The 25,553-nt window shown below is 38.6% G+C and carries 21 protein-coding genes; 1 reads left to right on the plus strand and 20 read right to left on the minus strand.

The features are described from left to right. Positions 1 to 110: 110 nt before the first annotated feature. From PQ479_RS07690 to PQ479_RS07780, 19 genes are all read right to left on the minus strand, one after another. On the minus strand, positions 111 to 2,024 hold the full coding sequence (locus PQ479_RS07690; RefSeq protein ID WP_047986790.1) for an ABC transporter permease: 1,914 nt from the start codon (positions 2,022 to 2,024) through the stop codon (positions 111 to 113). Further along, the gene (locus tag PQ479_RS07695) at positions 1,999 to 2,763 is read right to left on the minus strand and encodes an ABC transporter ATP-binding protein (protein WP_047986789.1); all 765 of its coding nucleotides are present in this window, start codon (positions 2,761 to 2,763) and stop codon (positions 1,999 to 2,001) included. Before PQ479_RS07695 ends, PQ479_RS07690 begins: the two co-directional genes overlap by 26 nt. A gap of 96 nt (positions 2,764 to 2,859) precedes the next feature. Next, on the minus strand, positions 2,860 to 3,861 hold the full coding sequence (locus PQ479_RS07700) for a sensor histidine kinase (RefSeq protein WP_047986788.1): 1,002 nt from the start codon (positions 3,859 to 3,861) through the stop codon (positions 2,860 to 2,862). After that, positions 3,858 to 4,568 carry a response regulator transcription factor gene (locus tag PQ479_RS07705; protein ID WP_047986787.1) on the minus strand — a complete coding sequence of 237 codons (711 nt, stop codon included), beginning with the start codon at positions 4,566 to 4,568 and terminating at the stop codon, positions 3,858 to 3,860. The genes PQ479_RS07700 and PQ479_RS07705 overlap by 4 nt, the downstream gene beginning before the upstream one ends. Before the next feature lie 616 nt (positions 4,569 to 5,184). After that, on the minus strand, positions 5,185 to 6,114 hold the full coding sequence (locus tag PQ479_RS07710; RefSeq protein ID WP_047986786.1) for an ROK family protein: 930 nt from the start codon (positions 6,112 to 6,114) through the stop codon (positions 5,185 to 5,187). Between the two features lie 43 nt (positions 6,115 to 6,157). After that, a complete protein-coding gene (nagZ, locus tag PQ479_RS07715) occupies positions 6,158 to 7,711 on the minus strand; it encodes a beta-N-acetylhexosaminidase (RefSeq protein WP_053070256.1) in 1,554 nt (517 codons plus the stop codon). A 44-nt stretch (positions 7,712 to 7,755) separates the two neighbouring features. Next, the gene (locus PQ479_RS07720) at positions 7,756 to 9,303 is read right to left on the minus strand and encodes a DUF4127 family protein (protein ID WP_273716933.1); all 1,548 of its coding nucleotides are present in this window, start codon (positions 9,301 to 9,303) and stop codon (positions 7,756 to 7,758) included. Between the two features lie 43 nt (positions 9,304 to 9,346). After that, entirely contained in the window at positions 9,347 to 10,465 is a 1,119-nt protein-coding gene (locus PQ479_RS07725) for an alpha amylase family protein (protein ID WP_273716898.1), read from the minus strand. A gap of 119 nt (positions 10,466 to 10,584) precedes the next feature. After that, positions 10,585 to 12,096 carry an extracellular solute-binding protein gene (locus PQ479_RS07730; protein ID WP_053070255.1) on the minus strand — a complete coding sequence of 504 codons (1,512 nt, stop codon included), beginning with the start codon at positions 12,094 to 12,096 and terminating at the stop codon, positions 10,585 to 10,587. 92 nt (positions 12,097 to 12,188) lie between these two features. Next, the gene (locus tag PQ479_RS07735; protein ID WP_047986782.1) at positions 12,189 to 13,064 is read right to left on the minus strand and encodes a carbohydrate ABC transporter permease; all 876 of its coding nucleotides are present in this window, start codon (positions 13,062 to 13,064) and stop codon (positions 12,189 to 12,191) included. 12 nt (positions 13,065 to 13,076) lie between these two features. Then, positions 13,077 to 14,042 carry an ABC transporter permease gene (locus tag PQ479_RS07740; RefSeq protein ID WP_047986781.1) on the minus strand — a complete coding sequence of 322 codons (966 nt, stop codon included), beginning with the start codon at positions 14,040 to 14,042 and terminating at the stop codon, positions 13,077 to 13,079. A gap of 21 nt (positions 14,043 to 14,063) precedes the next feature. Further along, positions 14,064 to 15,638, minus strand: a complete 1,575-nt coding sequence (locus PQ479_RS07745; protein WP_047986780.1) for an FAD-dependent oxidoreductase — start codon at positions 15,636 to 15,638, stop codon at positions 14,064 to 14,066. An 11-nt stretch (positions 15,639 to 15,649) separates the two neighbouring features. Next, positions 15,650 to 16,516, minus strand: coding sequence for a MurR/RpiR family transcriptional regulator (locus PQ479_RS07750; RefSeq protein WP_047986779.1), 867 nt, complete (start codon positions 16,514 to 16,516; stop codon positions 15,650 to 15,652). A 25-nt stretch (positions 16,517 to 16,541) separates the two neighbouring features. Continuing rightward, positions 16,542 to 17,489, minus strand: coding sequence for an acetylxylan esterase (locus PQ479_RS07755; protein ID WP_047986778.1), 948 nt, complete (start codon positions 17,487 to 17,489; stop codon positions 16,542 to 16,544). Positions 17,490 to 17,540: 51 nt separating this feature from the next. Next, the gene (locus tag PQ479_RS07760; protein ID WP_047986777.1) at positions 17,541 to 18,257 is read right to left on the minus strand and encodes an N-acetylmannosamine-6-phosphate 2-epimerase; all 717 of its coding nucleotides are present in this window, start codon (positions 18,255 to 18,257) and stop codon (positions 17,541 to 17,543) included. A 26-nt stretch (positions 18,258 to 18,283) separates the two neighbouring features. Next, positions 18,284 to 18,952 (minus strand): YesL family protein, encoded by a 669-nt coding sequence (locus tag PQ479_RS07765; protein WP_047986776.1) that lies wholly within the window; start codon positions 18,950 to 18,952, stop codon positions 18,284 to 18,286. Between the two features lie 182 nt (positions 18,953 to 19,134). Beyond that, the gene (locus PQ479_RS07770) at positions 19,135 to 22,029 is read right to left on the minus strand and encodes a glycoside hydrolase family protein (protein ID WP_053070254.1); all 2,895 of its coding nucleotides are present in this window, start codon (positions 22,027 to 22,029) and stop codon (positions 19,135 to 19,137) included. 236 nt (positions 22,030 to 22,265) lie between these two features. Next, entirely contained in the window at positions 22,266 to 22,541 is a 276-nt protein-coding gene (locus PQ479_RS07775) for a DUF4190 domain-containing protein (RefSeq protein WP_047986775.1), read from the minus strand. 26 nt (positions 22,542 to 22,567) lie between these two features. Continuing rightward, entirely contained in the window at positions 22,568 to 22,828 is a 261-nt protein-coding gene (locus PQ479_RS07780; protein ID WP_047986774.1) for a DUF4190 domain-containing protein, read from the minus strand. A 432-nt stretch (positions 22,829 to 23,260) separates the two neighbouring features. Between PQ479_RS07780 and PQ479_RS07785 the strand changes: the two genes are divergently transcribed. Further along, on the plus strand, positions 23,261 to 23,758 hold the full coding sequence (locus PQ479_RS07785) for an NUDIX hydrolase (protein WP_047986773.1): 498 nt from the start codon (positions 23,261 to 23,263) through the stop codon (positions 23,756 to 23,758). A gap of 358 nt (positions 23,759 to 24,116) precedes the next feature. Here the strand turns inward: PQ479_RS07785 and PQ479_RS07790 are convergent, their stop codons facing one another. After that, positions 24,117 to 25,553, minus strand: a complete 1,437-nt coding sequence (locus tag PQ479_RS07790; RefSeq protein WP_047986772.1) for an aldehyde dehydrogenase family protein — start codon at positions 25,551 to 25,553, stop codon at positions 24,117 to 24,119.

Genomic DNA, 25,553 nt, shown 5'->3' on the forward strand with positions numbered 1-25,553 from the left:
CACTTGCGATAGCAAGTTAGCTCAGCGCCCGCCTGCGGAAAGCGTGCCCCCATTCCCGCAGCGATCTTCGAAGAAGAGCACATGAGCTTTAGTACACTTTCATACAAAACTCACGAAATAGCTTCACGAATTTGTTTAGAGTAAAAATAACGAACAATAAAATAATAAACGATTTGAATCAAAGCAAATGCCGCTAGAATAAGCGCAATTTCAGCAAATAAATTGTATTGGAAAGCATTAGACAATGCATTCAGGGCAACAAACCCATGAATAAGGGCCACAATAATAGGTGCAAAAAATAATAAAGTAATTTGCTTATTCAGCACTTTCTTCAACTCTTTATCCGTTAACCCCATTTTAGCAATCGATTTGAATTTTTCCTTATCATCATCAAGATCACTGTATAAACGGAAATATAAGAAGCTACCCGAGCAAACAAAGAAGACAATCCCTATAAATAACCCGATAAATAATAACTGCCCAAAACTCTGCTTAAATAATACCGTTGTGTATTCAGTCGCAAATGTTTTATAAGAAGGAACCAAATTGTCTACATCATCCCCAATTTGGTAAAGCGTATCTTTATCCACTAAATCGTCGGCTTGCCATACATAGTATAGACTCTCACTCGTCTTCTGATGTGCAATCTGATCACGAAGCTCATCAGGAATAATATAGTAGACAAAATTCCCTAATACTTCATTATAAAAAATCTCTTGCTTTGGTAAAATAGCACCCACTTCGGTGAATGACAACGGCACCTCTAATTGCTCCTCAACCATTGTTCCCATATACCCATCCGCTAAAGCAGCTACCACAATTTCCTCTTCACCAAGTTCAACCTTTTCTTGACCTAATAAATGAGCCATATCATTAAACTCGGTTTGTGTAACGATCATTAAATGATTATTCATTGTACTTTCGACTTCATAGAACGAACGAATCATTTCGATGTTTTCTGTTTCTACGTCATATTTTTGGAAAACCTCATTAATAGCACCTATATCTCCTGAAATGGCCTCAACCTCTTGTTCATCATCCAAACTGGCCGTATAGCTTAAAGTAGGATTAACAGAATAAAACTGACTAGTAATCATCGTTTGAACACCATACAACGTTCCAATCGCACTAAATGCCACCGTTGAAATAATCGCGACCATAAAAAAAGTCCTCGCATTATCTTTCATTCGATAGGTTAAGTCTGAAAACAACAACATATTCGTTTCTTTCCAATAAAAGTTCGGTCTTTTCTTTAAGAACTTAATCAAAAAAACACTTAATTGCGTAAATAAAAAGTACGTACCGATAATAACTAGAATAATAACGGGTACCATAACGAAAATGACCGTAGACCCATGTGCGGTAATGGCAAGATAGTAACCGACACCTAATAACAACAAAGTTAAAATACTTAGCAGGAATGAAGCTTTCGGTTCGCCCCTCGTTTTCTTATCACCCTTTATTAAATCAACGAGCGGATCTTTTCTAAGTACAAAAGAAACAAAGAAAGAGATGAGCACAAATAATAGAATGAAAGCAATGACCGTTGTGACAATCGCTTGAGTAGGTAAATAAAAAACTAAGCTCTCTCGAAGCACAAGGACATTTTCAGCAATAAGCATGATCGCCTTAGCGAAAATAAGGCCTAGTGCTACCCCACCAATCGTTGCAAAAAAGCCAATAATCATATTCTCCATAAAAACTAAAGAACGCATTTGCCTTGGACTCATCCCTTGCATGATCAAAAGCCCAAATTCTTTTTTCCTTGACTTTAAAAAAGAACTCATAGAATAAAGCACAAAAAAGATAGAGAACAAATAAATGATTACTTGTGCGACATTCATCCCCACTCTTGCTTGTTCATTTAATCCATCTAGCATATCAGGGGAATTAAGCATAGGATGATAGGCAAAAATCGCAAATGTAAAAAATACCATCACCATAAACATACTACTCAAGAAATAAGCAATATAGAGACGTTTATTTCTTGTTACATTATTAAAGGCGAACTGACGAAAGGTCATGTGCGTTCCCTCCTAATAATGACAGTGTATCAATAATCTTTTGGAAGAAGGCTTGACGATTCTCACCACGATACATTTCAGAATACAGCTTCCCATCCCGGATAAAAATGACGCGGTCACAATAGCTTGCCGCTAAAGGATCATGGGTAACGAGCATCATAGTTGCTTCTTCATTTTGATTAATGCTTTGTAATAGCTCCATCACATCTTTAGAGGATTTTGAATCCAAGTTTCCTGTCGGTTCATCTGCAAGTAAAAGTTTAGGCTCATGAATCATCGCTCTAGCCACAGCAACACGTTGAGCTTGACCACCCGAAATTTCATATGTTCTCTTTTTCATAATAGATGTAATACCAAGCTTCTCTGCAATATCGGCCGCCTTCTGTTTCATTACCTTCACCTTCGCCTTTTCAAGCGTTAATGGTAGAACGATATTTTCTTCCACTGTTAAGGTGTGTAATAAATTAAAGTCCTGAAAAACAAACCCTAATTCGTTACGGCGAAATTTGGCTAAGTCATTACGTTTAAGTAGATGTGGCTGCCCGTTATTAATGAGGATTTGACCGGTTGTCGGTTTATCAATCGTGGCAATTAAGTTTAATAAGGTTGTCTTTCCACTACCTGATGGCCCCATTATGCCGACAAATTCCCCTGATTTCACCGTCAAATTAATATCATTCAAGGCCTGGTACGTCACTTTACCTTCATATATTTTGCTGACATTTTTTACAGTTAGCATATTATCCACCCTTTCCCTTCATAGATAAGTCGTTTCTTTATCCATAGTGTACTTAATACAAAGGGAATACTCCTATCGATTGTTCTTTCAGTTTCCTTACATTAATGTAAGGTATTGAGTCTCGGAGAAAATAATGCGAAAGCTTGTACCCTTCCCTACCTCAGTCTCAACCTCTAGGCGATGGCCTAAAAAACTTGTGACTTCCTTTACCAAATACAAGCCCATTCCTGTAGATTCCCGAAACTTACGACCGTTTTCCCCTGTAAAAAACGGGTCAAAAATTCTTTCTCTATCGCTTGCTGGGATTCCAATTCCATAGTCGCAGACTTCCAAAACTAAATCAGCATCACGATCATAAAGTGCTAAGTCGAGCTTGGATGATTGTTCAGCCGAGTATTTAACAGCATTTAAAATGACCTGAACGAGAATAAAATACAACCACTTCTCATCACTTTTAACGATAATCGGCTCTTTCGTAGTATGTAGTTTTGGATAGACTTGGTGCCTAATGAAATAACGTCGATGCTCATTCATTACTTCTCGGATTAGTGACGTTAATTTTATCTCCTCCACGTGGAAATCCTGCTCAATCGTACTTAGTCGTGACATATATAAGACTGTATCCAGCCCTTGTTTTATTCGATCCGTCTCAGCACGTAGATCAGATGCATAAGGCTCATCCATCTCCTCCGACATAAGCTGAACGACAGATAAGGGGGTTTTCATTTGATGAACCCACTGATTCATAAATTTCAATTGTTCCTCTTGCTGTCCTTCTAGCTCTTTCAATTTCTCACGATAAAATTGATATTGCTCCTTGACGCGTTCGTCAAAAGCGTTCGAAATCGGTGTTGTGTTAGTGTGAGCATACGATTCATCTAGTGATTGGAATGGAGTCTGTAAGCGTTTGTAATAGCTCTTTCTCGTAAAATAATAATAAAAGATATAGACGATCAAAATAACGAACCCTAGAAATAGTGAATAAAATAATAAGAGCCAATCCCGATAACCCGCCAACCAAAATATCGAGAAAATAACCGTATATTGAAGGAGCTGCATCAACAATAATGACTTATATTCCCTTAGAAACAACATCATCGTCCATCACCGGAGTCCCATGTAACCTTAAGCAAGTAACCAACACCTCGAACCGTTTCAATGGCGTCTTCAATGCCAAAAATTTGGAGCTTTTTTCTTACACGTGTAATATTAACATTTAATGTATTCTCATCAACAAATGCCTCATCATCCCAGAGTTTGTGTAATAACCCTTCACGCCCTGCTACTTTCGGATAGCGCTCCATAAGATACGCTAAAATATCTGTCTCTTTTTTTGTGAGTTGAACTTCTTCTGTGGCAAACTGCATCGTCAACCGTTCCGGAAAAAGCTTCAACCCATTCTCCTCTAGAATATTCTCTGATTGTACAGCGGCATATTCACCGTATGCTCTTCTTAACTGACTTTTCACTTTGGCAATAACAACTTCTGTAGAAAAAGGTTTGGTTACAAAATCATCCCCACCGTTCTCCAAAGCCATGACCTGATCCATTTCCCCTGTTCTAGCTGATATAAAAATTACCGGACATACCGATTCCTTACGAATTTGTCTACACCAATAAAACCCATCATAACTTGGCAAATTAATATCTAATAGCACTAACTGCGGATTCATGATTTGAAACTCTTGTAAGACATTATGAAATTGAAGGACAACCGATACCTCAAATCCATACTTTTCAAGTGCCTGTTTCAAATGTTCCGCTATCTTAGGGTCATCTTCAACAATCATAATTTTTTGCTCCATCTCCCTCACCCTCCTCTATTTATTATGGCATATTTTAGGAATAGAAACCAAAGAGCAGGGTAGATGTTGACGATGTAGATTAATCTCAGCTATCCAGCTCATGACTAATTACATACATCAGTTCATACAAAAACCACATGACGAAGCCCGATTCACTTCACCACCAACAAACATGCAAGTGCGGTTTTCTCTTTACTGGTGGCTTTTCATTTAATAACGGTTTTGAGAATTCTCACATTTTGCCGTAACCCCACCTCTTTTTGGGAGTTGCCCGCAAGGGCTTGCCCAAAAAGATTGAACGCACCGCACAAACAGCCACCAAAAACAAAAAAGAGACAGTAGTAACTCAACAGGATTAGCATCTAAAATCGAAGTGTTTTTGGACCGTTAGCCGGCTTGCTTGGCTACTTCACGCGACTGTGTGAAGTTTTGAAAATAGAAATGAACCTTCAGACAAATTCATTCGTCTGTGAGGTCATTTCGATTTTCAAAAACGGACCAAAAACAAAGACCAAAAAGGTCAAGTTATCTCGAGAAATGTGCACCACCCATGTAACTTTCATATACAAAAAACCTCCCTAAAATCGAGAGGTTAGTTATGAAAGAATTCGTATATTTACGGATAAAAGACTTGCAAACCAGCACCAATTAATCCTGCCTCACTGCCTAGTTCTGCTTTTTTTATTTCCACTGACTCCATTAAGCGAATGAGGCCTTTTCCTGAGATAAATTTTTGGACAAGTGAAACGATCCAGTCATTATGATCCATCACACCGCCTCCTAAAATAATGGCTTCTGGATTAAACGTATGGACCAAGTTAATGATTCCGTAAGACAGACCCGTAACCATTCTATTAACCACTTGCTTGGCATCTTTGTTGCCCTCATGGTAGAGGTCAAATACTTGCTCACTTGTTAATGGTCGCTTTTCTGCTACTGGCTTTTGCAGGTCATTCATTTTTTTCGCTATCCATGTACCTGAAGCAAAAGTTTCTAAACAACCTCTTAATCCACAATTACATAAGTCACCTTGATAATCAATTGAGGTATGACCTAGCTCTGCCGCTCCTCCCCAAGTACCTTGCAGACGCTTATTATCCATGTAGATCCCTCCACCTACACCTGTTCCAAGCGCCAAGCAAATAAAATGTTGATAAGCAACAGCTGCTCCTAATCTCTTCTCGGCCAATGCCATGACTTGGACATCGTTATCTATAAAGACAGGTAATCGATAATGTTCCTCGATGACCTTTTTTAGTGTCACGCCCGACCAACCGCTAATATTCGAAGTCGCTGAGAGAATTTCACCTCTTCTCACATGAACTTGACCCGCACTGCCTAAGCCAATCCCTTTTATAGGACAATTCAATTCGGCTGCTTTTGCTTTTAACAACCGAATTAGCGTCAATACATGCTCAATCAATTGAGACGATCCCAATTGAGAAGTCGGAATTCTCTCTTTCGCAACCACAGTACCATCCTTGCCAATAATACCAGCAGCAATTTTAGTCCCACCGATATCAATTCCTATCGCATAATCATTCATATTTGATACACCCCTTACAAGCTAAAGGCTTTAAAACGGTTGACTATTTTCCTGCAAAAACATGCTTCCCTTCTAGTAACTCTTTTAAGGTCATCATCACTTCTGGTGTTTGACTATATGTCGTCAGGTAATGGTCAAAAATGATATCACGATACGTTTGGTCGATAAATGGATTCCACAAGGACACAACGACTACTTGAGCGGTTACATGTTTAATCGATTGATACGCTTCTATCCACGCTCGGTCGAGCTTCCTTCTTTCGTTAATCAAAAGAACCACTACATCACTAGCACTAATAGAATTTAAGAAATGTTTGACCTCGACTTGACTTGGGTTTGCCTCTTCTAGATAAAACACCTCATATTGTGGTCCAGCAAAGATTTCCTTTACTAGACTCTTTCTATCACCCATATAATTCTCATCATTATACGTGCTTTGACTCAAAATCTTAATTTGTTGGTTATAACTAAATGGAATCAAATTCTGTGGATTTCTTTGTAAAGTAATTCCCTCTGCGGCAATCCTTTTCATCGTTTCTTGATAGTTGGTTTGCTTTAATGTAACTTTTTCTAAAGATGGCTCTAATATGTTGGATAACCATTTCTCTTTACTATAATGAATTCTCTGTAATGCTTGATTTACAATTAATAGTTCCAATTCCTCCGCTTCAATGGCATCGATAACTCTCTCAATCATAGCCACCTGCGATGCTAAATCTTTACCACACGCTAAAATAATGTCTGCCCCTGCCTCAATTGCTTTCACAGCACCTAGCTCTCTTCCCACATACTTTGATATGGCATGCATTTCCATAGAATCCGTTATAATCAATCCATCAAACTGATACTTCTCCCTAAGTAACTCATGCAAAATTCGCTTACTGAGAGTAGCCGGGTATTCCGGATCAATTTGTGGAAAAACGATATGTGCTGTCATAATCGCCTCTAATCCACTGTCGATATTTTCTTTAAAAGGAAGTAATTCATTTATTTCAAGCTCTTCGATTGATTTATCAACAATAGGTAGCCCTAAATGGGAATCGACCTCCGTATCACCATGTCCTGGGAAATGTTTGGCAACAGCAAGTATGCCAGCTTCATGATAACCTTTGACTGCTTCTATACCAAAAGCACTGACCTTATCAGCTTGGTCACCAAATGCTCTTGCACCAATTACCGGATTGTTTGGATTGTTATTCACATCAATATTAGGTGCATAATTCATGTTAAACCCCAAGTTTCTTAACTGTTCCCCCATACTCTTTGCTGCTTCATATGCATACGCTTTATTTCCCGTTGCTCCAATTAACATATTGCCTGGTGACAATACCATGCCATCCCACAAATAAGAAATTCCGCCACCTTCTTGATCAATGGAAATCCATAACGGTGGCCTTCCATGCTTTTTGGCTACTTCCTGTATGTCGCGATTTAGTCGAATCACTTTCTTCACATCTCGCAAATTCCTTTGAAATAAAATAACACCACCGATATTCCATTCCACAATAGCTTCATGTAATTCAGGTGTTACCTCTTCTCCAGCAAAAGCAATAACAAACATTTGGCCAATCTTCTCTTTTAACGTCCATTTTTCCATGACTTCGGCTCCTCCCTTGATAGCTAATCCCAATCTATGAACCGTTATTTTTCATAATTAACTGACAACCCTACCTCAAACATCCTTCTCCATGGCAAATATACATGCTCAAGTTCCACACGCCCATATCGTAAGTCTTCTAGATAAGTTGCGACAAACTCTTCTAATTTCTCTTTTATGAGTTCTGTTACTTCCTCAACTTGGCCCCCTAAATTCCGTGCTGTTAACCCTATTGTCGGCAGAAATTCATAAGAAATAAACTTTCTCACGATCGCTTGATAACCCCAGTCTTCTATTAATCTTGAATAATAGAACTTCCTTTCCTCTTCTTCAAAACCCTTCACTTGTTCAATCAGATTTCGTTGATAATAGGCATGAATGATACTATGAGAAATAACAGTACCTAAAGTATTACCACTCGTATTCCAGCCAGCATAAGCAATGAGTGTTTCAAGCAAATTTACCTTATGAAGTTGCTTTAATAATGAGTGATCGGCACCATTACAAATCGCAACATCTGCTAAAGCAACCTTAACTCCTTTTGATGTAAAAAACTTCATCGCTTGCACCAATTCCCGATGGTTGACCTCTGATATATAAGAGCGATTCCGTTCCTTATAGGGGAAACTAGATTCTGCCATTTCTTTCGGACCACGAGCTGGTGCATGAACCATTAATAAAAAGTCATTCTTCATTTCATCTGCTACAATGACCCCTCCGGCTGCGGTAATATGTGCTTTTATACTTTCTCCTAAACTACGATCCTCATATCTTGGAATCACAAACGGACCGTGTATCGATGAATAACGTAAGCTAATTTCTGGCACATAATCTTTTATGTCACAAAAAGCTCGAGCAAATAACGTACAAGCAATCTCATCTGCCCCAGGGTATACTGCAACTTGATCCATCAGATTTCTATCTTCAATTTCATAGGCTAGTTGACGTTGTTCCATAGCGGAAAACCCATATTCAGCATTATCATCTAAGGGAATAATCATATAATCAATACAAGCTTCTTCAACTAACTGGAGTGCTTGCTTTGTGATCCATGCATTTTGTTTTCTTCGTTTCGTATAATCACTCCAAATACTCTCTGGAATTTCTTTTTGTAAATGTTGAAGTTCTCTCAATTCCTCATCAGAGCTCAGCTTTTGCCCTTGTTTATCGGTTAACCAGCCTATCCGATGGATTTGAGCACCATACTCTTCATAATAATCAGGTTCTTCTTCACTGCTACTATAAGCAGGTACACGCATGATTAAGTCATAAACCAATAATTTTAAAGTCGGGTTCTTTTTCTTTAATTCTTTTAAAACAAGTAATCGATTTAAACCATCTTCCTGTGAATCTGTATGTAATCTAGAAGGAACGATTCCCCCATATAAGAGCATGTCTAAAGAAATAATCGCATAATCGGCATCTGCCACATTCTGCTTTAACCAATTGATAACTTGATCAACCTGAGCTGGTGCTTTCATATCACCAAGAATATCTCGACCAGGTACAAGCATCGTTACATCCGTCATTTTTGCTAAAGCTTGAGGATACAACAAGTTACATGGTCTTTCATCTAATGGTATATAGAGCACTTTTGACAATCGACTCACCTCTCCCATTATTAATCGTCATGATTTACCACCATTGATATGATTCTAAATAACTGGCGTCAAATATCATCAATGACATTTGATTTCTTTCTTTTACGAATGTTACCGCCTCTAAATAACGTTCTTTCTGTTGGTAATAGTCAAAAAGGTATAAACTAGGAATGATAAGAACCTTATTGTTAGTGACTTTACGAGCAAGTTGGATGGCCCCTTCAATACTTCTCCACGCTTCGTTCTGATGTAATTTTGCTTCGCCTTCATAAATGTCTGAATAATAACAACCAATCATAAGGAAATCTAGCTCTTCTGCTAAAGCTGACTCTGGATAATGTTCATCCGTCCAGTCGAGTTGAGGTTTATAGGAACGACTCCCCCAATTAACACCTTCATGATAATACTCGGGATACCAAGAACCGACGTATAAACCAAAAGCAGCATGCGGAGCAACTTCTTTAATGATATGATGGGCCTTCATGATGAAGCTTTTGATCACATTAGTACGCCAATTAATCCATTCGTGGAATAATTCCCCCTTTGTAAAACCATTTTCAGTAGGTACCAAGATATCCTGCTCCCAATTCTTAATAAGAATCCCTCTGGCTTTCTCAAATTCATGCAAACTCCTTTCACTAAAATCCGCGTAAATATTAGGGTAACGACATCGGTCCAAAATAAAGGCAGCCATTTCATAACGCTCCACTAACTCTTGTATAATACGTAACTGATAGTTCTGCACTTCATGAAGTACTGGATTCAAAAATATTGCCTTCTCTGTATAATCTTTGGCCCTTGTTAAGGAAGATCGCCTATTTTGCCAATGATAATACTCAACCTGACAAGACTCACTTATTTCCATTTGAATTTCAGGAAAATCGATATGTCCCGCTGTAAACACATCACATTTCATCACAATTTCCAACTCATATTTACGGGCAAAGGATGTCATCATCTCAACAAAATCTAAGCCTTTCCACGCCGAAAAACGGGACCACTCACTTACATGTGGTGCATGCATACTCGGATATGTCACAAAACCATAAGGGATTTTAGCGTCGACAATGACATGGGTAAATCCTTGCTTTTTCGCGCTCTGAAAATAATCCTCTCTACCCTGCTTAGATATAAGTCGTGTACTGTTTGCCATAAAATCTATCCATAGTACTTTGTGTTGGTCTCCTTCTATCACTCATATCCCCTGCCTTTAAGTCACTAAGAAGAAATGGTACCTAACAAAAGTTCACTAGGTACCATCTCATCATTCAATTAACGGTTGCTATACCATTCGTTTACTTCATCCGTCCATTCTTGACCACCATCGCGATTCCAACGCTCAACAAAATCATCAAATGCATCAATGGAGCTGTTACCTGCGATGATATTAGCAAATACTTCGTCCTCAATGGCTTTTAGTTGACCACCATATAATCCACTTGCACGTGTCGGCGGTCCATTATATTCAGAGAAAATGGCATTCTCACCAATTTTCGTTACGTTATCAAACAAATTAAACTCTAAACCTAATGAATCTAAACGGATTTTAGTTGTTTCAGGATCTAAAGGCTCAACCGTTGTATACATTTGGCGATATAAATGTTCGTTATGCTTTTCAAAGTCTGTTGTTGCCACTCCGTCAGTAATCTCCCAAACATCTCCTTCAAAACCTAAGAAAATTTCTCTAAATCCGTCTGCTACAATAAAATCTAGCATTCTCACTACAGCCTCAGCCTCGTCACTCGTTACTGGTACAGCATTATAACCACGCACTAGAGGGCTACCCGCCGTTCCGGAATCTCCATTTGGACCAACTGGGTATGGAATTGAAACCCATTCTGCTTCTTCATTATTTTGTGTATTCGTTAAAATAGGTCCACGCGTATCCCACCAAGCTGCTGAGAATACCCCAGCACGATCGTTGGATACTTTTTCACCTAAGACCGTTAAATTATTGGAAGGGAATTCACGATCTAAAATACCGTCAGCATACATCTCAGATAGGAAAGCTAATGCTTCCTTCATTTCAGGTGTCGTACTGGAATAAACTAACTCACCATCACGCTCTACCCATTGACTCCGTTGGACACCAAAAGCCCCAAGGATAGGTGCAATTCTTCCTAATTGGTCCGTCATAATATAACCAACATTATTATAGTGTTCTTTAAATTGATGTAAGACATCTACATATTCATCTAGAGTTTCAGGTTGCTCAAGCTCTAGTTCATTTAACCAATCCTGCCTAATATACATAATCTCTGTTCCTTGCTCTTGCAGAATATGCGGAATCGCATAAATACTTCCATCAATCGTCACGGCTTCCCATGCCTCTTCAGGAATAAGCTCTAACAGGTTTTGACCATGTTGCTCAACGATTTCCGTTAAATCTGTTAACGCATTTTGATTCACATAATTCACAAACCATGTCGCATCAGGGCTATAAATTAAGTCTGGTAAATCATTCCCTGCCATTAATACATTCAATCTCTCCATATAGCCTTCTGCAGGAGGGATTTGTACGGAAATATCTAAGTTAGTGTGCTCTTCAATAAAGTCTAAATATGGATTGTTTTCCTCGTCTAATCCACTAGGGAAACTTCGACCATAGTTATTAACGACAATTTCAATGGAACGTAACTCTTGAACTACTTCGTCTTCCGCATCTTCATTATCTGCATCTGATGGGTCATCTCCACCAGTTTCGTCACTACCACTTGGTGAACAAGCTGCAATAACAAGTAATGAAATTAAGACAAAGATGGCAAAAAACACTTTTCTTCTCACCTTTAATTCCCCCTTATTTTTCGATTGTTTTTGGGCTATGAATCAAGAATGATTATGATGTATTAACCCCCATGACCATCACCTCCTAGGTTTTAACCTTTAACAGAACCAAGCATGACACCCTTCACAAAATACTTCTGTAAAAACGGATAAACAATAAGGATCGGTACGGTACTCGCAATTAATGCCGCTGCTTTTAATGATTCAGTTGCAATCAACTGCTGTTCAAAATTATCTCTTAAACTGATTTCTGATTGATCAAATTGAATTAACTCTCTCAAGTAAACTTGTAAAGGATACAGATTTCGATCACTAATATAGATAACCGCATCAAAAAATGAATTCCAATGGAATACAGCATGAAACAGACCTATCGTTGCAATAACCGGCATGGAAAGAGGAATGACGATCCTAAATAATATCCGAATATTAGAGGCACCATCAATTCTCGCTGACTCCTCCAACTCCTGCGGTACACTTTGAAAGAAATTTTTAACAATGATTAAATTAAACGCACTAATTAAAGAGGGGATAATGTAAACCCAAAATGAGTTTAATAAACCTGTTTCTCGCACGACGAGATAGGTTGGAATCATTCCTCCATTAAATAACATCGTGAAAACGACTAGAAATAGTATGAGTCCCCTACCTTTGATATACGTTTTCGAGAGCGGGTAAGCCATCAAGCATGTAAAAAATACGTTAAAAAACGTACCCACTACGGTTCTAAGAATACTCATAACAAATGAATTAATGAAATGAGCATCCATAAATACTTCTTTATAAGCATGAAAGGTAATATCTATCGGGAAGAAAATAACTTCACCAGATACGATCGCCCGATGGCTACTCAATGATTGTGCAATGACATGGATAAAAGGGAAAAGGCAAATTAGGGCAAAGGCACCTAAAAAGATGATGTTAAACACTGAAAATGCTTTTTCACCTGTTGTTTGATGGACTGACATGCTTTTCCCTCCTTACCATAATCCGTTTTGGCCTAACTTTTTCGCTATCTTATTTGCCCCAACTACGAGGATTAAGGCAATGACTGATTTAAACAGCCCTACTGCTGTTGTATAGCTAAACTGTCCTTGTGTAATCCCGACTCGGTATACATAGGTTTCAAAGACATCACCGACATTATATACAAGCGGGTTTAGCAGGATAAACACTTGTTCAAAGCCAACTTCTAATATATTTCCCATTTGTAAGATAAACAGAATAACAATCGTTGGTAATAAGCTAGGTAATGTAATGTGCCATGTTTGTTGCCATTTATTTGCTCCATCTACTCGTGCGGCTTCATACAATTGAGGGTTAATACCCGCTAACGCCGCTAAATAGAGAATTGTACCCCAACCAACACTTTTCCAAAGATCACTCGTCACTAAAACCGTTCTAAACCAGCTATCATCAGCAATAAAATATATCGGTTCAAACCCTAAGAACGAAATAAATTGATTAATAATACCCGTAGATGGTTCAAGAATGTTAATCATAATACCGCCAACAATAACCCAAGATAGGAAATGTGGCATATAAATGACGGTTTGAATCGTACGTTTATATAACATGTTCCTAAGCTCATTTAACATAAGAGCAACAATAATAGGAGCTGGGAAACCCCAAAATAATTTATATAAGCTAATAAGTAATGTGTTAGAGAAAATTCGATAAAATTCCTCCGTTTCAAACATACGCTCAAAGTGTTTCCAGCCTACCCATTCACTTCCGCTGATTCCTGCAAATACACTATAATCTTGAAAAGCAATGACCACTCCCCACATCGGGACATACCTATATATGAGGAAAAATAGAATGCCCGGAACCATAATTAAATACAAATCCCAATGTTTGATTAAGACATTCTTTTTCTTTGGTGTTACTTTTTTGGGTAATGCGTTATGTGGCTTGTTTGCATCTAATACGGATGGTTCTGCCATTTCCCCCTCCTTCTCGGCCAATTAAACGGCATGTACAGTCGGCCATTTTAGTTCAATCCCCTCTGCTTGTAAGAGTTGCTGGAAATCTTGTAAAAGTGCTGCAGTGTTTCTAACCTGCCTTGGGCTTGTTTGATTCCTTATACAGTAAGCAGCAAGTAAGCCACTCACCTCACCAATATTCCACTCGACAGGATGTAAGCGGTAACACCCGTTAGTGATATGGGTTACCCCTAAATTCTTAGAAGCCGGTAAGAGGTTATTCATTCTTACATGAATCAAGCTCCCAAGTGGAACCTGAAAAGGCAAGCTTGAAATATCAATAAATGAGCGCTGCCCTGTGCTTGGGTGCAGATCAATACGATAACTGCCAATGCCGACAGAATCTTCAAAATTTTCAGCCCCTAAATCACCACGAACATCCGCACTAATATGTTGTTCTAAAACGGTAAATTCAGTTTTCATTCTTCGTGATTCACGAATGTAGGGATACATAGCCATTCCATCTTCCGTACCAACCACATCTTTACGCAGTCTTAAGCCACGATAACCAAACTTGCCATCTGGTCTAGGTGCTTCTGTCTGTAACCAATATAAGAGCGATAGTGAGAGCTGCTTAGCTTGATTCAGATGCTTCACTCTTTCTTCCTCTTCAACATCAATAATCGGCCCTAACCAATAATCATTTTGTGGCCAATTAATTAAAGAAATATCACCTTCAAAAAAGCCAGCCCTGAAATTCTCTTTATCAATGACTCGACGATACTCCCATAATGGAAAGGCTGCCTCACCTTTGAAGAATCCATACGTGTTTGCCTCTAAAGTAACCGGATTGACGGCCGTCCAATCTAAAAGCTTGTTCGGCCAAAAATCCGCTTGGTAGGAAGACCAAAATGAATAATCTTTAGGTTTTTCAATTGTAAAATCTTCCCCTTCTACATAATCTAAGCCAAAGCATTGAGTAAATGCTTGCATATCCATGGGGTCTGCTTCTCCACTAAGTGCATGCGGCTCCCCTGTATCACTTTGTGACTCTGATCCCGTTACATATTCCGCCCCTGCTAGTGGAAGTACATCTCCACAATCTGTTGCATCTATAAAATAGGGTGCTAGTAGTTGCTTCTTTTCTTTCGTCACAACATGTTCAACCTCAACCATTCGCACATCATCTTCGTCAGTTTCTACATGATGTACTTTAGATTCGAGTAAAAGAGTAATTCGACCCGAGTGAATAAATGGAGCTAACATTTCATCAAATACAGCTAATGCCGTTCTTGGCTCACATGCAATACGGCTTACAATTGCATTTCCTGGATTAAATTGTGCTTGTTCTCTAGCTTTTGAAGTAAGTGGAAAATGGTCCTGATAATAACTTCTTAATCTATTCCTAAAATGACGGTAGCTCCTTGTACAGCCAAAGCTTTCAATCCAACGATGCTCATCTGGTGGCACCGCTTGACTTGTCAACTGACCACCAATCCACTTCGTTTCCTCTGTCATAATAACTTTCGCTCCAGACCGTGCAGCTGCTAATGCAGCTGCACACCCTCCTGTACTTCCACCGATGATAACAATATCCGCTTTCAATTCTACATCCATCGTCAAACCCCCTAGTATAACTTGTCGGAAACAGATTTGGCGGTATTTTTCAAAGCCTTCTGTGAACGATCTTTGTCTTGGAATTCAATATACCTTGTTAAAATATCTAAAACATGCATCTGTGAAATTAGCGATGATAAAGCACCACCGTGTAACGGACTCTCTTTAGAAGATGTTAATAAAACAACATCGCTATACTTCGTAATCGGTGATTTCAAATGATTCGTAATACAAATGATAAAGGCTCCTTTTTCTTTGGCAATTTTAATACCATCTACAAGATCCTTTGTGCTCCCTGATGTCGTAATAGCAATCACTACATCCTTTGGCCCAGTTAACGAACAATTCATTGCTATTAAATGGGCATCAGCTGCGGTTAGACTCCGGTAACCTAACCGCATTAACCGGTACTGTGCTTGCTGGGCCATGATTCCAGAAGCACCTACTCCAAATATAAAAATCTGGTTAGAGGAAATAATCTTCTTAGTTACTTGTGCTATTGCATTCGGATCAACAAGCTTTTGTGTATTTTGAAGCATATTCGTATTCGCCGAAGTGACTTTTTTAGCGAGACTCTCTGCGCTATCAGATTCATGAACCTCTTCCACTTCCACAGCACCGGTTTGGTGTTCATTTGTACTTTGGGCAACCGCTAATTTAAAATCTTGATAACCTCGATATCCTAATCTCCTACAAAATCGAATAACGGTCGTTTCACCTACCTGTGCATGCTCTGCTAAATCCGAGACAGACCAATAGACAACGTCCTTCATACTATTTTTTACAACCTCTGCCACCTTTTGTTCTGATTTTGTTAATGAGCTAGCAATACTCGTTATCATCATCTCTGGACTAATTGAAAATCCTATTTTTTCCATTCACTATCATCCTTTAACTACTTTTTTATAAATATCGGTTAACAAAGGCAAGTGTTTTGTCCATATGTGAGATGATAGCCATATCATGTCCAGAGAATGGGTACGCCTCGATAGACTTCTCGCTTTTGATTAGATTGTAAACACCATAAATCGGCATCGGCGGACAAATTAAATCTTTCAGTCCAACTGAAATCCTTACTCTGCAGCTAATATGTTGGCTCAGATGAATATGATCAAAATAAGACAATGTATCATAGACCTGCTCAATCCATTGCGGATGCCGATGAAGGAATTGCTCGACTATATTAAAAGACCCTTCAAACTTCTGCTTCATCGTTAGCTCGATGTTACACATATTCGGAACGTCGGCAATCGCTAATTTCGGGCGGTCATCTAACGCCGCAACGGCTAAGGTAAGGCCTCCACCCATACTTGCCCCCATCACAGCGATTCTCTTTTGATCAATTTCTGGTCTTGTCTCGATAAAATCGAGTGCCTTCACTGAATCTACGTAGGCTTTACGATAGTAATATTCCTCTTTATCTAAAATCCCCTTCACTACCCAGCTTCCTAATTCATCACTAGAATAGGGGGAATAATCGGCACTTCTACCTTGACCACGACTATCAACAGCAAAGACAGCGTAACCTTGAATCAACCATTTCATATAATGAGAGACAGAATTTTTATGACCTGCATAGCCATGATAAATGACAAGACAAGGCAATAAGCCTTCAAACTGCGTAGGTCTAATATAAAACCCCTTCAAAGGCGTTTCATCAAACCCTTGGTATGTAACATCAAATGCCTCTATTTGTTTAATCGGATAATCAATTTTCGTCATCTGTTCATGAATGGATTTCTTTCTTACTGCATTCATTGTTTGTTCCCAAAATAAGTCATACTTCTTTGTTTTTTCCACAATCGGTATATAGGATTCTAGCTCTTCTATTGTTTGGTTAATGAAACGCATACACGCTACCCCCTTCATGTGGAGTTTGGTTCGATATTACAGCACTCATTCCTAGGAACGCTTCACATTCAACCCTACGCTTGCTTCTTGAACAGCCTCATAGAAGCTTTTTGTAATAATTTGTGGCCTCGTAATAGCAGCACCTACAACTACAGCATAGGCTCCAGCATGTATGGCCTTCGCTGCCTCTTCCGGCGTTTTAATATTTCCTTCTGCAATAATAGGAATGGGTGACTGTTGAGATAATCGTTCAATTAACGGCAAATCCGGTATTTCCCGTTCCTTTGTATAAGAGGTATAACTTGATAACGTTGTAGAGATGAGGTCAACCCCAAGCTCTATTGCCTTAAACCCTTCTTCATACGTTGAAACATCCGCCATAATCAAGCTATTACAAGAATTTCTAACCAAATCAATTAACTCTTCAAAGCGTTCTTGATTTGGCCTTTCTTGAAAGGTTGCTTCAATGGCAATCACATCCACTTCGGCTTCTATCAATAACTGCACTTCTTTTTTTGTTGGTGTAATAAATACCGGACTATCTTTGTAATTTTGCTTAATTAACCCGATTACAGGTAAATCCACCTCTGCTTTGATCGCAAGTATATCAGTCACACTATTAGCTCTTATCGCTGCTGCACCACCTTGCTTAGCAGCCAAAGCCATCTTTGCCATATGATCCGCTCCGTATAACGGCTCTCCAGGTAAGGCCTGACAGGAAACGATTAACTGGCCTTTTATTTCTTGTAGAAATAAATCTTGATTCAACGACACTCACCCCAACCTCTGTTTTCTTATCTTACGGACGTACTTATTTTTGTTCTGCTATTAGGTTGCTCTCTTTCCTCTTGTATTTGCTCCATTTTCCTAAAGCCACGCTGGCTAATCATACATAAAGCAAAAGCAAGTGCACTTCCTGAAAATAGTGGGATTAACCCCGGTAAAGCTCTCATAATAATTCCCGTACTACCTATTAAGAGAATGTAGGAGATGACAACAACCGGATTCATTAACATGATAAAAATGGAGGTTCGAAAATAATTCCACCACTTCTGTTGATATTGAACATAGACAGGAAATATAAAGAAACCTACCAGTAAATAAATAAAAGTGACAACCCAGAAGAAGTAATAAAAAATCAAAGAGGTAATGGTTGTAGGCGAAGAAAAATATAAAATATCAATATACAAAATAAAACCAATGACAAAGTAAACAAGTCCCATTGCATTCCCTTTAACAAATTCACTTTTAAAGGTTTGGAAAAAAGTTTGGAAGACTGGTACGTCAAGATTGCCACGAACCCATTGTCTAACCACGGTATATAAAGCGATTGTAGCTGGGAAAAAACCGAATAAAATAAGTCCAGCAGCCATGAAGAGGAGCCATAAAAGGTTGACGTAAGCTAATCTCATAAACATGATAGAAAATTTATAAAAGCCATTCATAAACTGGTCTTGATTCATACTTACCACCTCATTCCGCAACAGAATAAAAGAGGAATAATCCTCCATAACTTATAAAATAATTGGATTATACCTCCAATTATAACGACCACCTCTAGCTTTGTAAACATTTTTTCGTAAATATTCTGACATCTAAAATAAGCCACCCCCTCGTTTAATCAGGGGGTAGCTTATTCAAATTCTTATAAATCTAGCAAACTCTTTAAGTTATCTGCTTTATTTACGAGTTTTTTTGCATGTTCTTTTTTAATATGGTTGCCTTCATGTCTCTGCACGTGGTCTGTAAATTTTTCTAAAGCCGACCGAGCTTTTTCTTTTTCTTGAAGTGCCTTTCTCTCCTGTCCATCCTCTAGGAATTGCTTGGCTTTTAAAAGAGATTCCTCTGCTTTATTCAATCGAACGACTAAGGACTGACGGATTCCAGGTGGGTGTTGAATATATTCGGTTACTAGATCTTTTAATTCTCCTAGCTGCTCAAGTAAGTCTAGTTCTGCCCAGGTACCATACACGGTGAATTCTCTCTGATGCGTTATATAGCCATCCACTTCAATTCTAATAGAGATGATATTTTCTCCTAGCTCTATGGCAAGCTCCTCTTCTATATCACCGTTTGGAAGGACCGTCACCTCTTCTTCATTCAAATAAACCGCCGCATTTCCGACCCCTATTACTTCGACATTCCCTTGAAAGTTGATTGTGCCATGAGGGAACTCCTCTTCCTCATAATCTAAAAAACCGCGATATAAAGCAGCACGTACCTGATCACCTTGTTGGTAGCTTCTAGCGACTAATTGCCGCTTCTCACGAATACCTGAGCCGTCCAAGGCAGAAATAACAAAACCACCATCGGGAATGACACTATTATTATTCTCAGGCTGCGCCCAATTCCAATTAATGGCCTGCTGTTTGTTTACAACATTTATGACCGTTCCCGAACCATCAACTACAGCTTCAACACCCCAAGTATTTGTTCCGGTTGTCGGTCCAAATTGACTAGAATATACGTTTAAATTATTATCATTCCTATTAACATTAAAGAAATCGCCCGTTATGGAGGAATGTGAATCGATAGGATTACTAATCCCCAAATCGTAATTCTTAACATAAGGCACATTTTTAATCGATGCTTGAATCACATCAAAGTTGGCTTGTGAATAATCAAACAACATTAATCCATTCGTATTATTTAATCCTGCTTGAAATACTTCTCTTTGCAAACTAGGCTCTTGAACATTCACAAGGGCCATCCCCGCATAGAGCGGAATCTCACCGTTAGTTAAGATATTTCCTAAAGTAATATAGCGATTAATCTCTGCTGCTGTCCTTTGATATGTCCCAATCATTAGAAAATCTAGCTGATCGGTATAGCCCGTTTCATAATACGCTTCGTCATATAATTCCTCCTGCGGAAACTGCAAGCGCGGATCGTATTCAAAATTTGGACTTGCCCAATTGACTCCATTTAAATAATAGGTTTCATACCATGAACCGACATAAGCTGAGAGCTCCACTGCTCTATTCTCCTGCACATTATATTGGTCAACTAAACCCCTTACTTCTTCTGTAAATGTTTTAATCACTTGTGCACGATATGTGTACCACTCATTAATAAGTGGTCCATCAATGCGACTTGCTCCATCGTAAGTAAAAATATCCGCTGGCCAGTTTTCTAATTCCTTGCCTCTTTTATGCAGAAATTCTTCAAACTGCCGCTTGGATTCATCACTGAAATCAGCAAAATAATTATCATAGCGACCGCGGTCTAATAAAACACCATCCACATCATAATTTTTAATGACTTCCTCAAACGATCGTAGCTGATAATCACGAACATCTTCGTTCGCTGGATTTACGAAAGCAACAAGCGCTCCACTTCGTCCATATTCACTCTCCCTTAATCGAAGAATATCACCACCATCCTCATGCCGATACACCTGTTCCTCCCAATCCAAATGCTCATCCAAAACCGCAAATTCATTGTGGGCAATCGATCCTTCTGCAAAAACATTTAAGGCAGCATGTACCTCTAACCCTAGTTCATGACCGTGCCTAATAAATTCTTCTAATAAATCTAAGTCCGGATTTGAACCAGACCTAGCAGGTGCGGTCATCTCACTAACATACGGACGATTAGTTAAATCATTTTTTTGATAGGAAGCAAAGCCTTCTACCCCCTTAACATCTAAAGCAACGGCTGTAACACCAGCGTCCTTTGCCTGGACAAGCATGTCATAAATACTGTCAGATGTTTGGAACCTTCTCGCATTCGGACCTTGTTCTACCCAAAGGAAAACATGCTTATCCTCTGAGAGATTTTCTTTTCGAAAAACGATTAAAGACTGACGATCATGTAGCTGGCCCTCTTGATAAATTTCGACATCTATATAATTCGTCTGTGATTCTAATGTATATGGAAAAGTAAAGCTGCCGTCTTCAGCTATAAAAACATCTTCACCATTCACATAAAGCTCGTACTGTGAACCATCTACTAGATTCCGTACTTGTCCTGATACGTCTGTCTGACTGGCCGTTTCTGTATATAAAGCTTGATTAGATAATTCGATTCGGGCTTGCGGTCCTTCTCCTGTCATTAAATCCCTCACTGAAATCAATTCACCATTTTTCCTTAGCTTACTTTCATCGCCTAACGTAAAATTCGTGGCTAGAAACTTTCGAAAATCTTTATTTGCCCAAGAATCATCATGAGCTAATAAAACATATCCTCCATCAGGAATCTCCAAATATTGTTCTTCTTCCCATACAGGAGCTTGTCCATTATGGGAAGGATTAATCATGCGAGTGACGCGATTTTGACTATCAACTTGAACAGCTACCCATAAGCGTTTGACAAAGACTTCCTGACCATAATCGGTCGTAAACAAACTAATAAAGTCTGCTTTCCCCTCTAAGTTTTCATCCATATAGTTAATTTCTTTCATTGGACCACTTGTGCCTATTGTTGGATCCTCTGGTGGTGCCTCCACTTCAATTAAATCTTCAGAATCATTGGCTGCCATGATACTAGGCATGAGACCCAATAATAGGATAAAACAGACAACCATATACCACTTTCTCATTCCATCACCTTCATTTCATTTTTTTTATTCATGTGATTATCTAGATGAAAAAGGAATTTACCTCCATAAATTAAAAATAAGGAGGATAATAACACCATAATATACACCATTCGTCTTTATGTAAACAAAAAATTCAGAATTTTTCCCTCCCAAATAGTTAGTCTCCATACTTTTATCCCATCATAAAAAAGTTGTTTACAAGATCCTCTAACCGATCTCATAAACAACCATTCACGCTAGATAAACATAAATCCTAATAACACAGTAAAAATGAAGACAAGAATGGTAATCGCTAAGGATATGATGGCACAAATAAGGCCAGCTAAAGCCATACCTCTTCCTTGGTCTCCAAATTCCTTGATTTCATTTAATGCCATGGCAGCCAAGATAATACCTGCTACCGCTAATAATATACCGACATAAGGGATAATTAATGAGATGATACCAAGCACCATAGCAGCAATCGCTTTTCCGTTCGTTTTATTTGCAGTGGTAGGTGATGGATTTGTCACACACGCACCTCCTTATTCAATCAATCTTATAACATGCCGACAAAACCGATCCAAAATAAGAGCTTAAGTAAAAGTGTTACTGCACCGGTGACGATGCCCGTTATCGCGAGGCCCTTTTTCACTTGCTTCTTTAATCCAATAAATCCAAATATTAAAGCTAAAATGGCAAGTGGATATGGGATGAATGGTACCCAAAACAACACTAAACCAATAATTCCAAGGACGAGTGCTGATACCGCTAAACCATTACTTTCCTGGGCTTGAACAACGACTCTCGTTTCCTCCAAATTGAACCCCTCTTTTCATGTGTATAATCTAAGATGAGTGCGACTAGCCAAACTTACTCATATCCATTGACGAGTGCACATGTTTAACATTTATTTTTATTCTCTTTGAATGACCATTGCTACCACATCAGCCTCCTTAGGAAATTTGAACTCAAACATATATATGTGAAGGCTTGCTTAAATATCCCAAGGATTTACCAAATTTGAAAGCAAAAAAGAACAGATGCTTTAATTAGGTAGTTCAAATAATGTGGAGAAAACTTCTATTAACATTTAAAAAATCCACTTATTTCACAGTAAAAATACCATTTAAATTAATTGAGTAATTAATATAAGGAATTTGAGAGAATTAAAGTTCTTTTTTTGCTTAATTAAACAATTATTTGATAATTTTGTTAAGATTAAAAATAATCAATAATGGGGGAGAAGCTATTGTTTAAACAAACTTTATGTTTTATCAAGAGACAAGATGAAATTTTAATGTTAAACAGAGAGAAAGCACCTACCAAGGGGCTTTGGAATGGTGTAGGAGGTAAAATGGAACAAGGCGAGACACCGTTAGAGTGCGTGATTAGAGAAGTAAAAGAAGAAACAGGCATTGATATAACTAAAAATCAAACGAAATATAAAGGTGTTATTACCTGGGAGGTTGATAAAATTCATTTTGGTGGATTATATGTCTTCTTAGTTGATATTCATAACGATTTTATTTACCAAACTCCGAAGATGGTTGATGAAGGAATTTTAGACTGGAAACGTATATCGTGGTTATTTGGTGAAAAAAATTTCGGAGAAGGCGAAATGTTACCGCACTTCCTTCCAACAATACTTAATAATTCTTCCGTATTGGAACATAAATGTACGCTCGAAAATAATAGGCTGATGGGGTATGAATTTAAAAAGATAGAGTTAGTAGAAGAAATAAAATAACAGCTTGGGCGATTTCCAAGTTGTTTCATCTTTTGTAAAGTATATCATTTAAAGTAAATACTTTATCAGTCGTACCAACCGTTGAGCAGGAGTAATTCTTTTTCCATCGGCTGATTTGTAGGTTTCACAAAAGTTATAGACTGTTCTAAGAATGGTCAATGTGTATTGTGTGCATTTGGTTTGAAGTTTGCAAATATAACCCTTTCCATCTACTCTAGCTCTCATTAATAATTATCGCTCATTTTAGGGGAAAAACATTGATATATCAACAAATATAAGACCAAATCATAGTGCGATTTGGTCTTGAAATTAGTATGCTATTCCTTTTATTTCTCCTCAAAAACTGAACTACTTATCTTTAATCATTTAAATAACAAACAACCTTTGGCTCTGTCATCTCCTCAATGGAAAAAGCGATTCCTTCTCTACCTAGCCCTGAACCTTTTACTCCACCAAATGGCATCGCATCAATTCGGTAATCACTGCTGTCGTTCACCATCACGGCACCGACCTCTAGCTCCTGAATGACTCGATTCGCGGCTTTGAGATTATTCGTAAATACACCTGCCTGTAATCCGTAATCAACCGCGTTTGCTTCCGCTATTGCTACATCCAAGCTGCCGACAGGGAACAAAATCACAACTGGACCGAAAATTTCTTCTTGAGCGATTGGGTCTAGCCGATTGACATTGGTCAGCACAGTAGGTTCGATATAATTACCGTACCGTCTTCCTCCTGCCGACACCTTGGCTCCTCTTTCCTTCGCCTCTTCTATTAATTGCTCAACACGCTTAGCCTCACGTACATTAATGAGTGGGCCCATACTTGTTTCCTCACTTAGTTTTTCACCGATAGTGACCTGACTTGCCCTATCGGAAAATAACTGCTCAAAGCGTTCATAAATTTCTTCTTCAATGTAGACACGTTGCACACTAATACAATTCTGACCAGCAGCCCAAAAAGCACCAGACACTGTTGATTCAACCGCCTTTTCTAAATCAGCATCTTTTAGTACAATGACGGGTGAATTCGAACCTAGCTCCATACTCACCTTTTTTAATCCTGCCTTTCTAGCAATCGCCTCACCTACTTCACGCCCACCAGTAAAACTAATCATTCTTACGTGAGGACTCGTAATTAGAATATCGCCAATTTCATGACCATAGCCAGTGATAACGGATAATACTTTCTCTGGTAAGCCACCATATTCAAAGGCTTCAGCGAGTAATAGGGCACTTAAAGGGGTCTCAGTCGCCGGTTTGACAATGATTGAATTGCCCGCTGCTATCGCCGGGCCAATTTTATGTGCAACTAGATTTAACGGATCATTAAATGGTGTAATAGCTCCTACAACCCCTATTGGAAAGCGATAATAATAGCCATGACGCTGTTCACTTCCTGGCATTTGATCAAAACTAATCGTCTTTCCCTCAATCCGACGAGCTTCCTCGGCACTAATTTTTAACGTCTCAATGGCTCTTGTGACTTCTTTTTTTGCTTCTGTTATTGTTTTACAACCTTCTGTAGCGATCGTTACGGCAAATTTATCAAAATGTTGAGAGATGTATTCGGCAGCTTTTCGGATAATATCCATGCGTTCATGAACAGGCATTTTCGAGATAATCTTCGCTCCTACTTTTGCTTCCTCAACACAAAAAATCATATCCTCTTTTGAGGCAGCTGGAATTGCCTCAATGATTGAATCATCTTCAGGGTTCTTCACATTAATTAACCGCTCCCTCGTTACCCATTTCCCCGCTAAAAACATCTTTTGATTCATTAATTTTGTTTTCAT

It is taken from the genome of Alkalihalobacillus pseudalcaliphilus, from assembly GCF_028610675.1.
In the GTDB taxonomy this organism is placed as follows: Bacteria; Bacillota; Bacilli; order Bacillales; family Bacillaceae_D; genus Alkalihalobacillus; species Alkalihalobacillus pseudalcaliphilus.

What these genes read in the sequence shown, in the direction of transcription:
- PQ479_RS07690 (WP_047986790.1), bottom strand. Translation starts at nt 2,024, where the DNA reads ATGACCTTTCGTCAGTTCGCCTTTAATAATGTAACAAGAAATAAACGT.
- PQ479_RS07695 (WP_047986789.1), bottom strand. Translation starts at nt 2,763, where the DNA reads ATGCTAACTGTAAAAAATGTCAGCAAAATATATGAAGGTAAAGTGACG.
- PQ479_RS07700 (WP_047986788.1), bottom strand. Translation starts at nt 3,861, where the DNA reads ATGATGTTGTTTCTAAGGGAATATAAGTCATTATTGTTGATGCAGCTC.
- PQ479_RS07705 (WP_047986787.1), bottom strand. Translation starts at nt 4,568, where the DNA reads ATGGAGCAAAAAATTATGATTGTTGAAGATGACCCTAAGATAGCGGAA.
- PQ479_RS07710 (WP_047986786.1), bottom strand. Translation starts at nt 6,114, where the DNA reads ATGAATGATTATGCGATAGGAATTGATATCGGTGGGACTAAAATTGCT.
- nagZ (WP_053070256.1), bottom strand. Translation starts at nt 7,711, where the DNA reads ATGGAAAAATGGACGTTAAAAGAGAAGATTGGCCAAATGTTTGTTATT.
- PQ479_RS07725 (WP_273716898.1), bottom strand. Translation starts at nt 10,465, where the DNA reads ATGGCAAACAGTACACGACTTATATCTAAGCAGGGTAGAGAGGATTAT.
- PQ479_RS07735 (WP_047986782.1), bottom strand. Translation starts at nt 13,064, where the DNA reads ATGTCAGTCCATCAAACAACAGGTGAAAAAGCATTTTCAGTGTTTAAC.
- PQ479_RS07740 (WP_047986781.1), bottom strand. Translation starts at nt 14,042, where the DNA reads ATGGCAGAACCATCCGTATTAGATGCAAACAAGCCACATAACGCATTA.
- PQ479_RS07745 (WP_047986780.1), bottom strand. Translation starts at nt 15,638, where the DNA reads ATGGATGTAGAATTGAAAGCGGATATTGTTATCATCGGTGGAAGTACA.
- PQ479_RS07750 (WP_047986779.1), bottom strand. Translation starts at nt 16,516, where the DNA reads ATGGAAAAAATAGGATTTTCAATTAGTCCAGAGATGATGATAACGAGT.
- PQ479_RS07755 (WP_047986778.1), bottom strand. Translation starts at nt 17,489, where the DNA reads ATGCGTTTCATTAACCAAACAATAGAAGAGCTAGAATCCTATATACCG.
- PQ479_RS07765 (WP_047986776.1), bottom strand. Translation starts at nt 18,952, where the DNA reads ATGAATCAAGACCAGTTTATGAATGGCTTTTATAAATTTTCTATCATG.
- PQ479_RS07770 (WP_053070254.1), bottom strand. Translation starts at nt 22,029, where the DNA reads ATGAGAAAGTGGTATATGGTTGTCTGTTTTATCCTATTATTGGGTCTC.
- PQ479_RS07790 (WP_047986772.1), bottom strand. Translation starts at nt 25,553, where the DNA reads ATGAAAACAAAATTAATGAATCAAAAGATGTTTTTAGCGGGGAAATGG.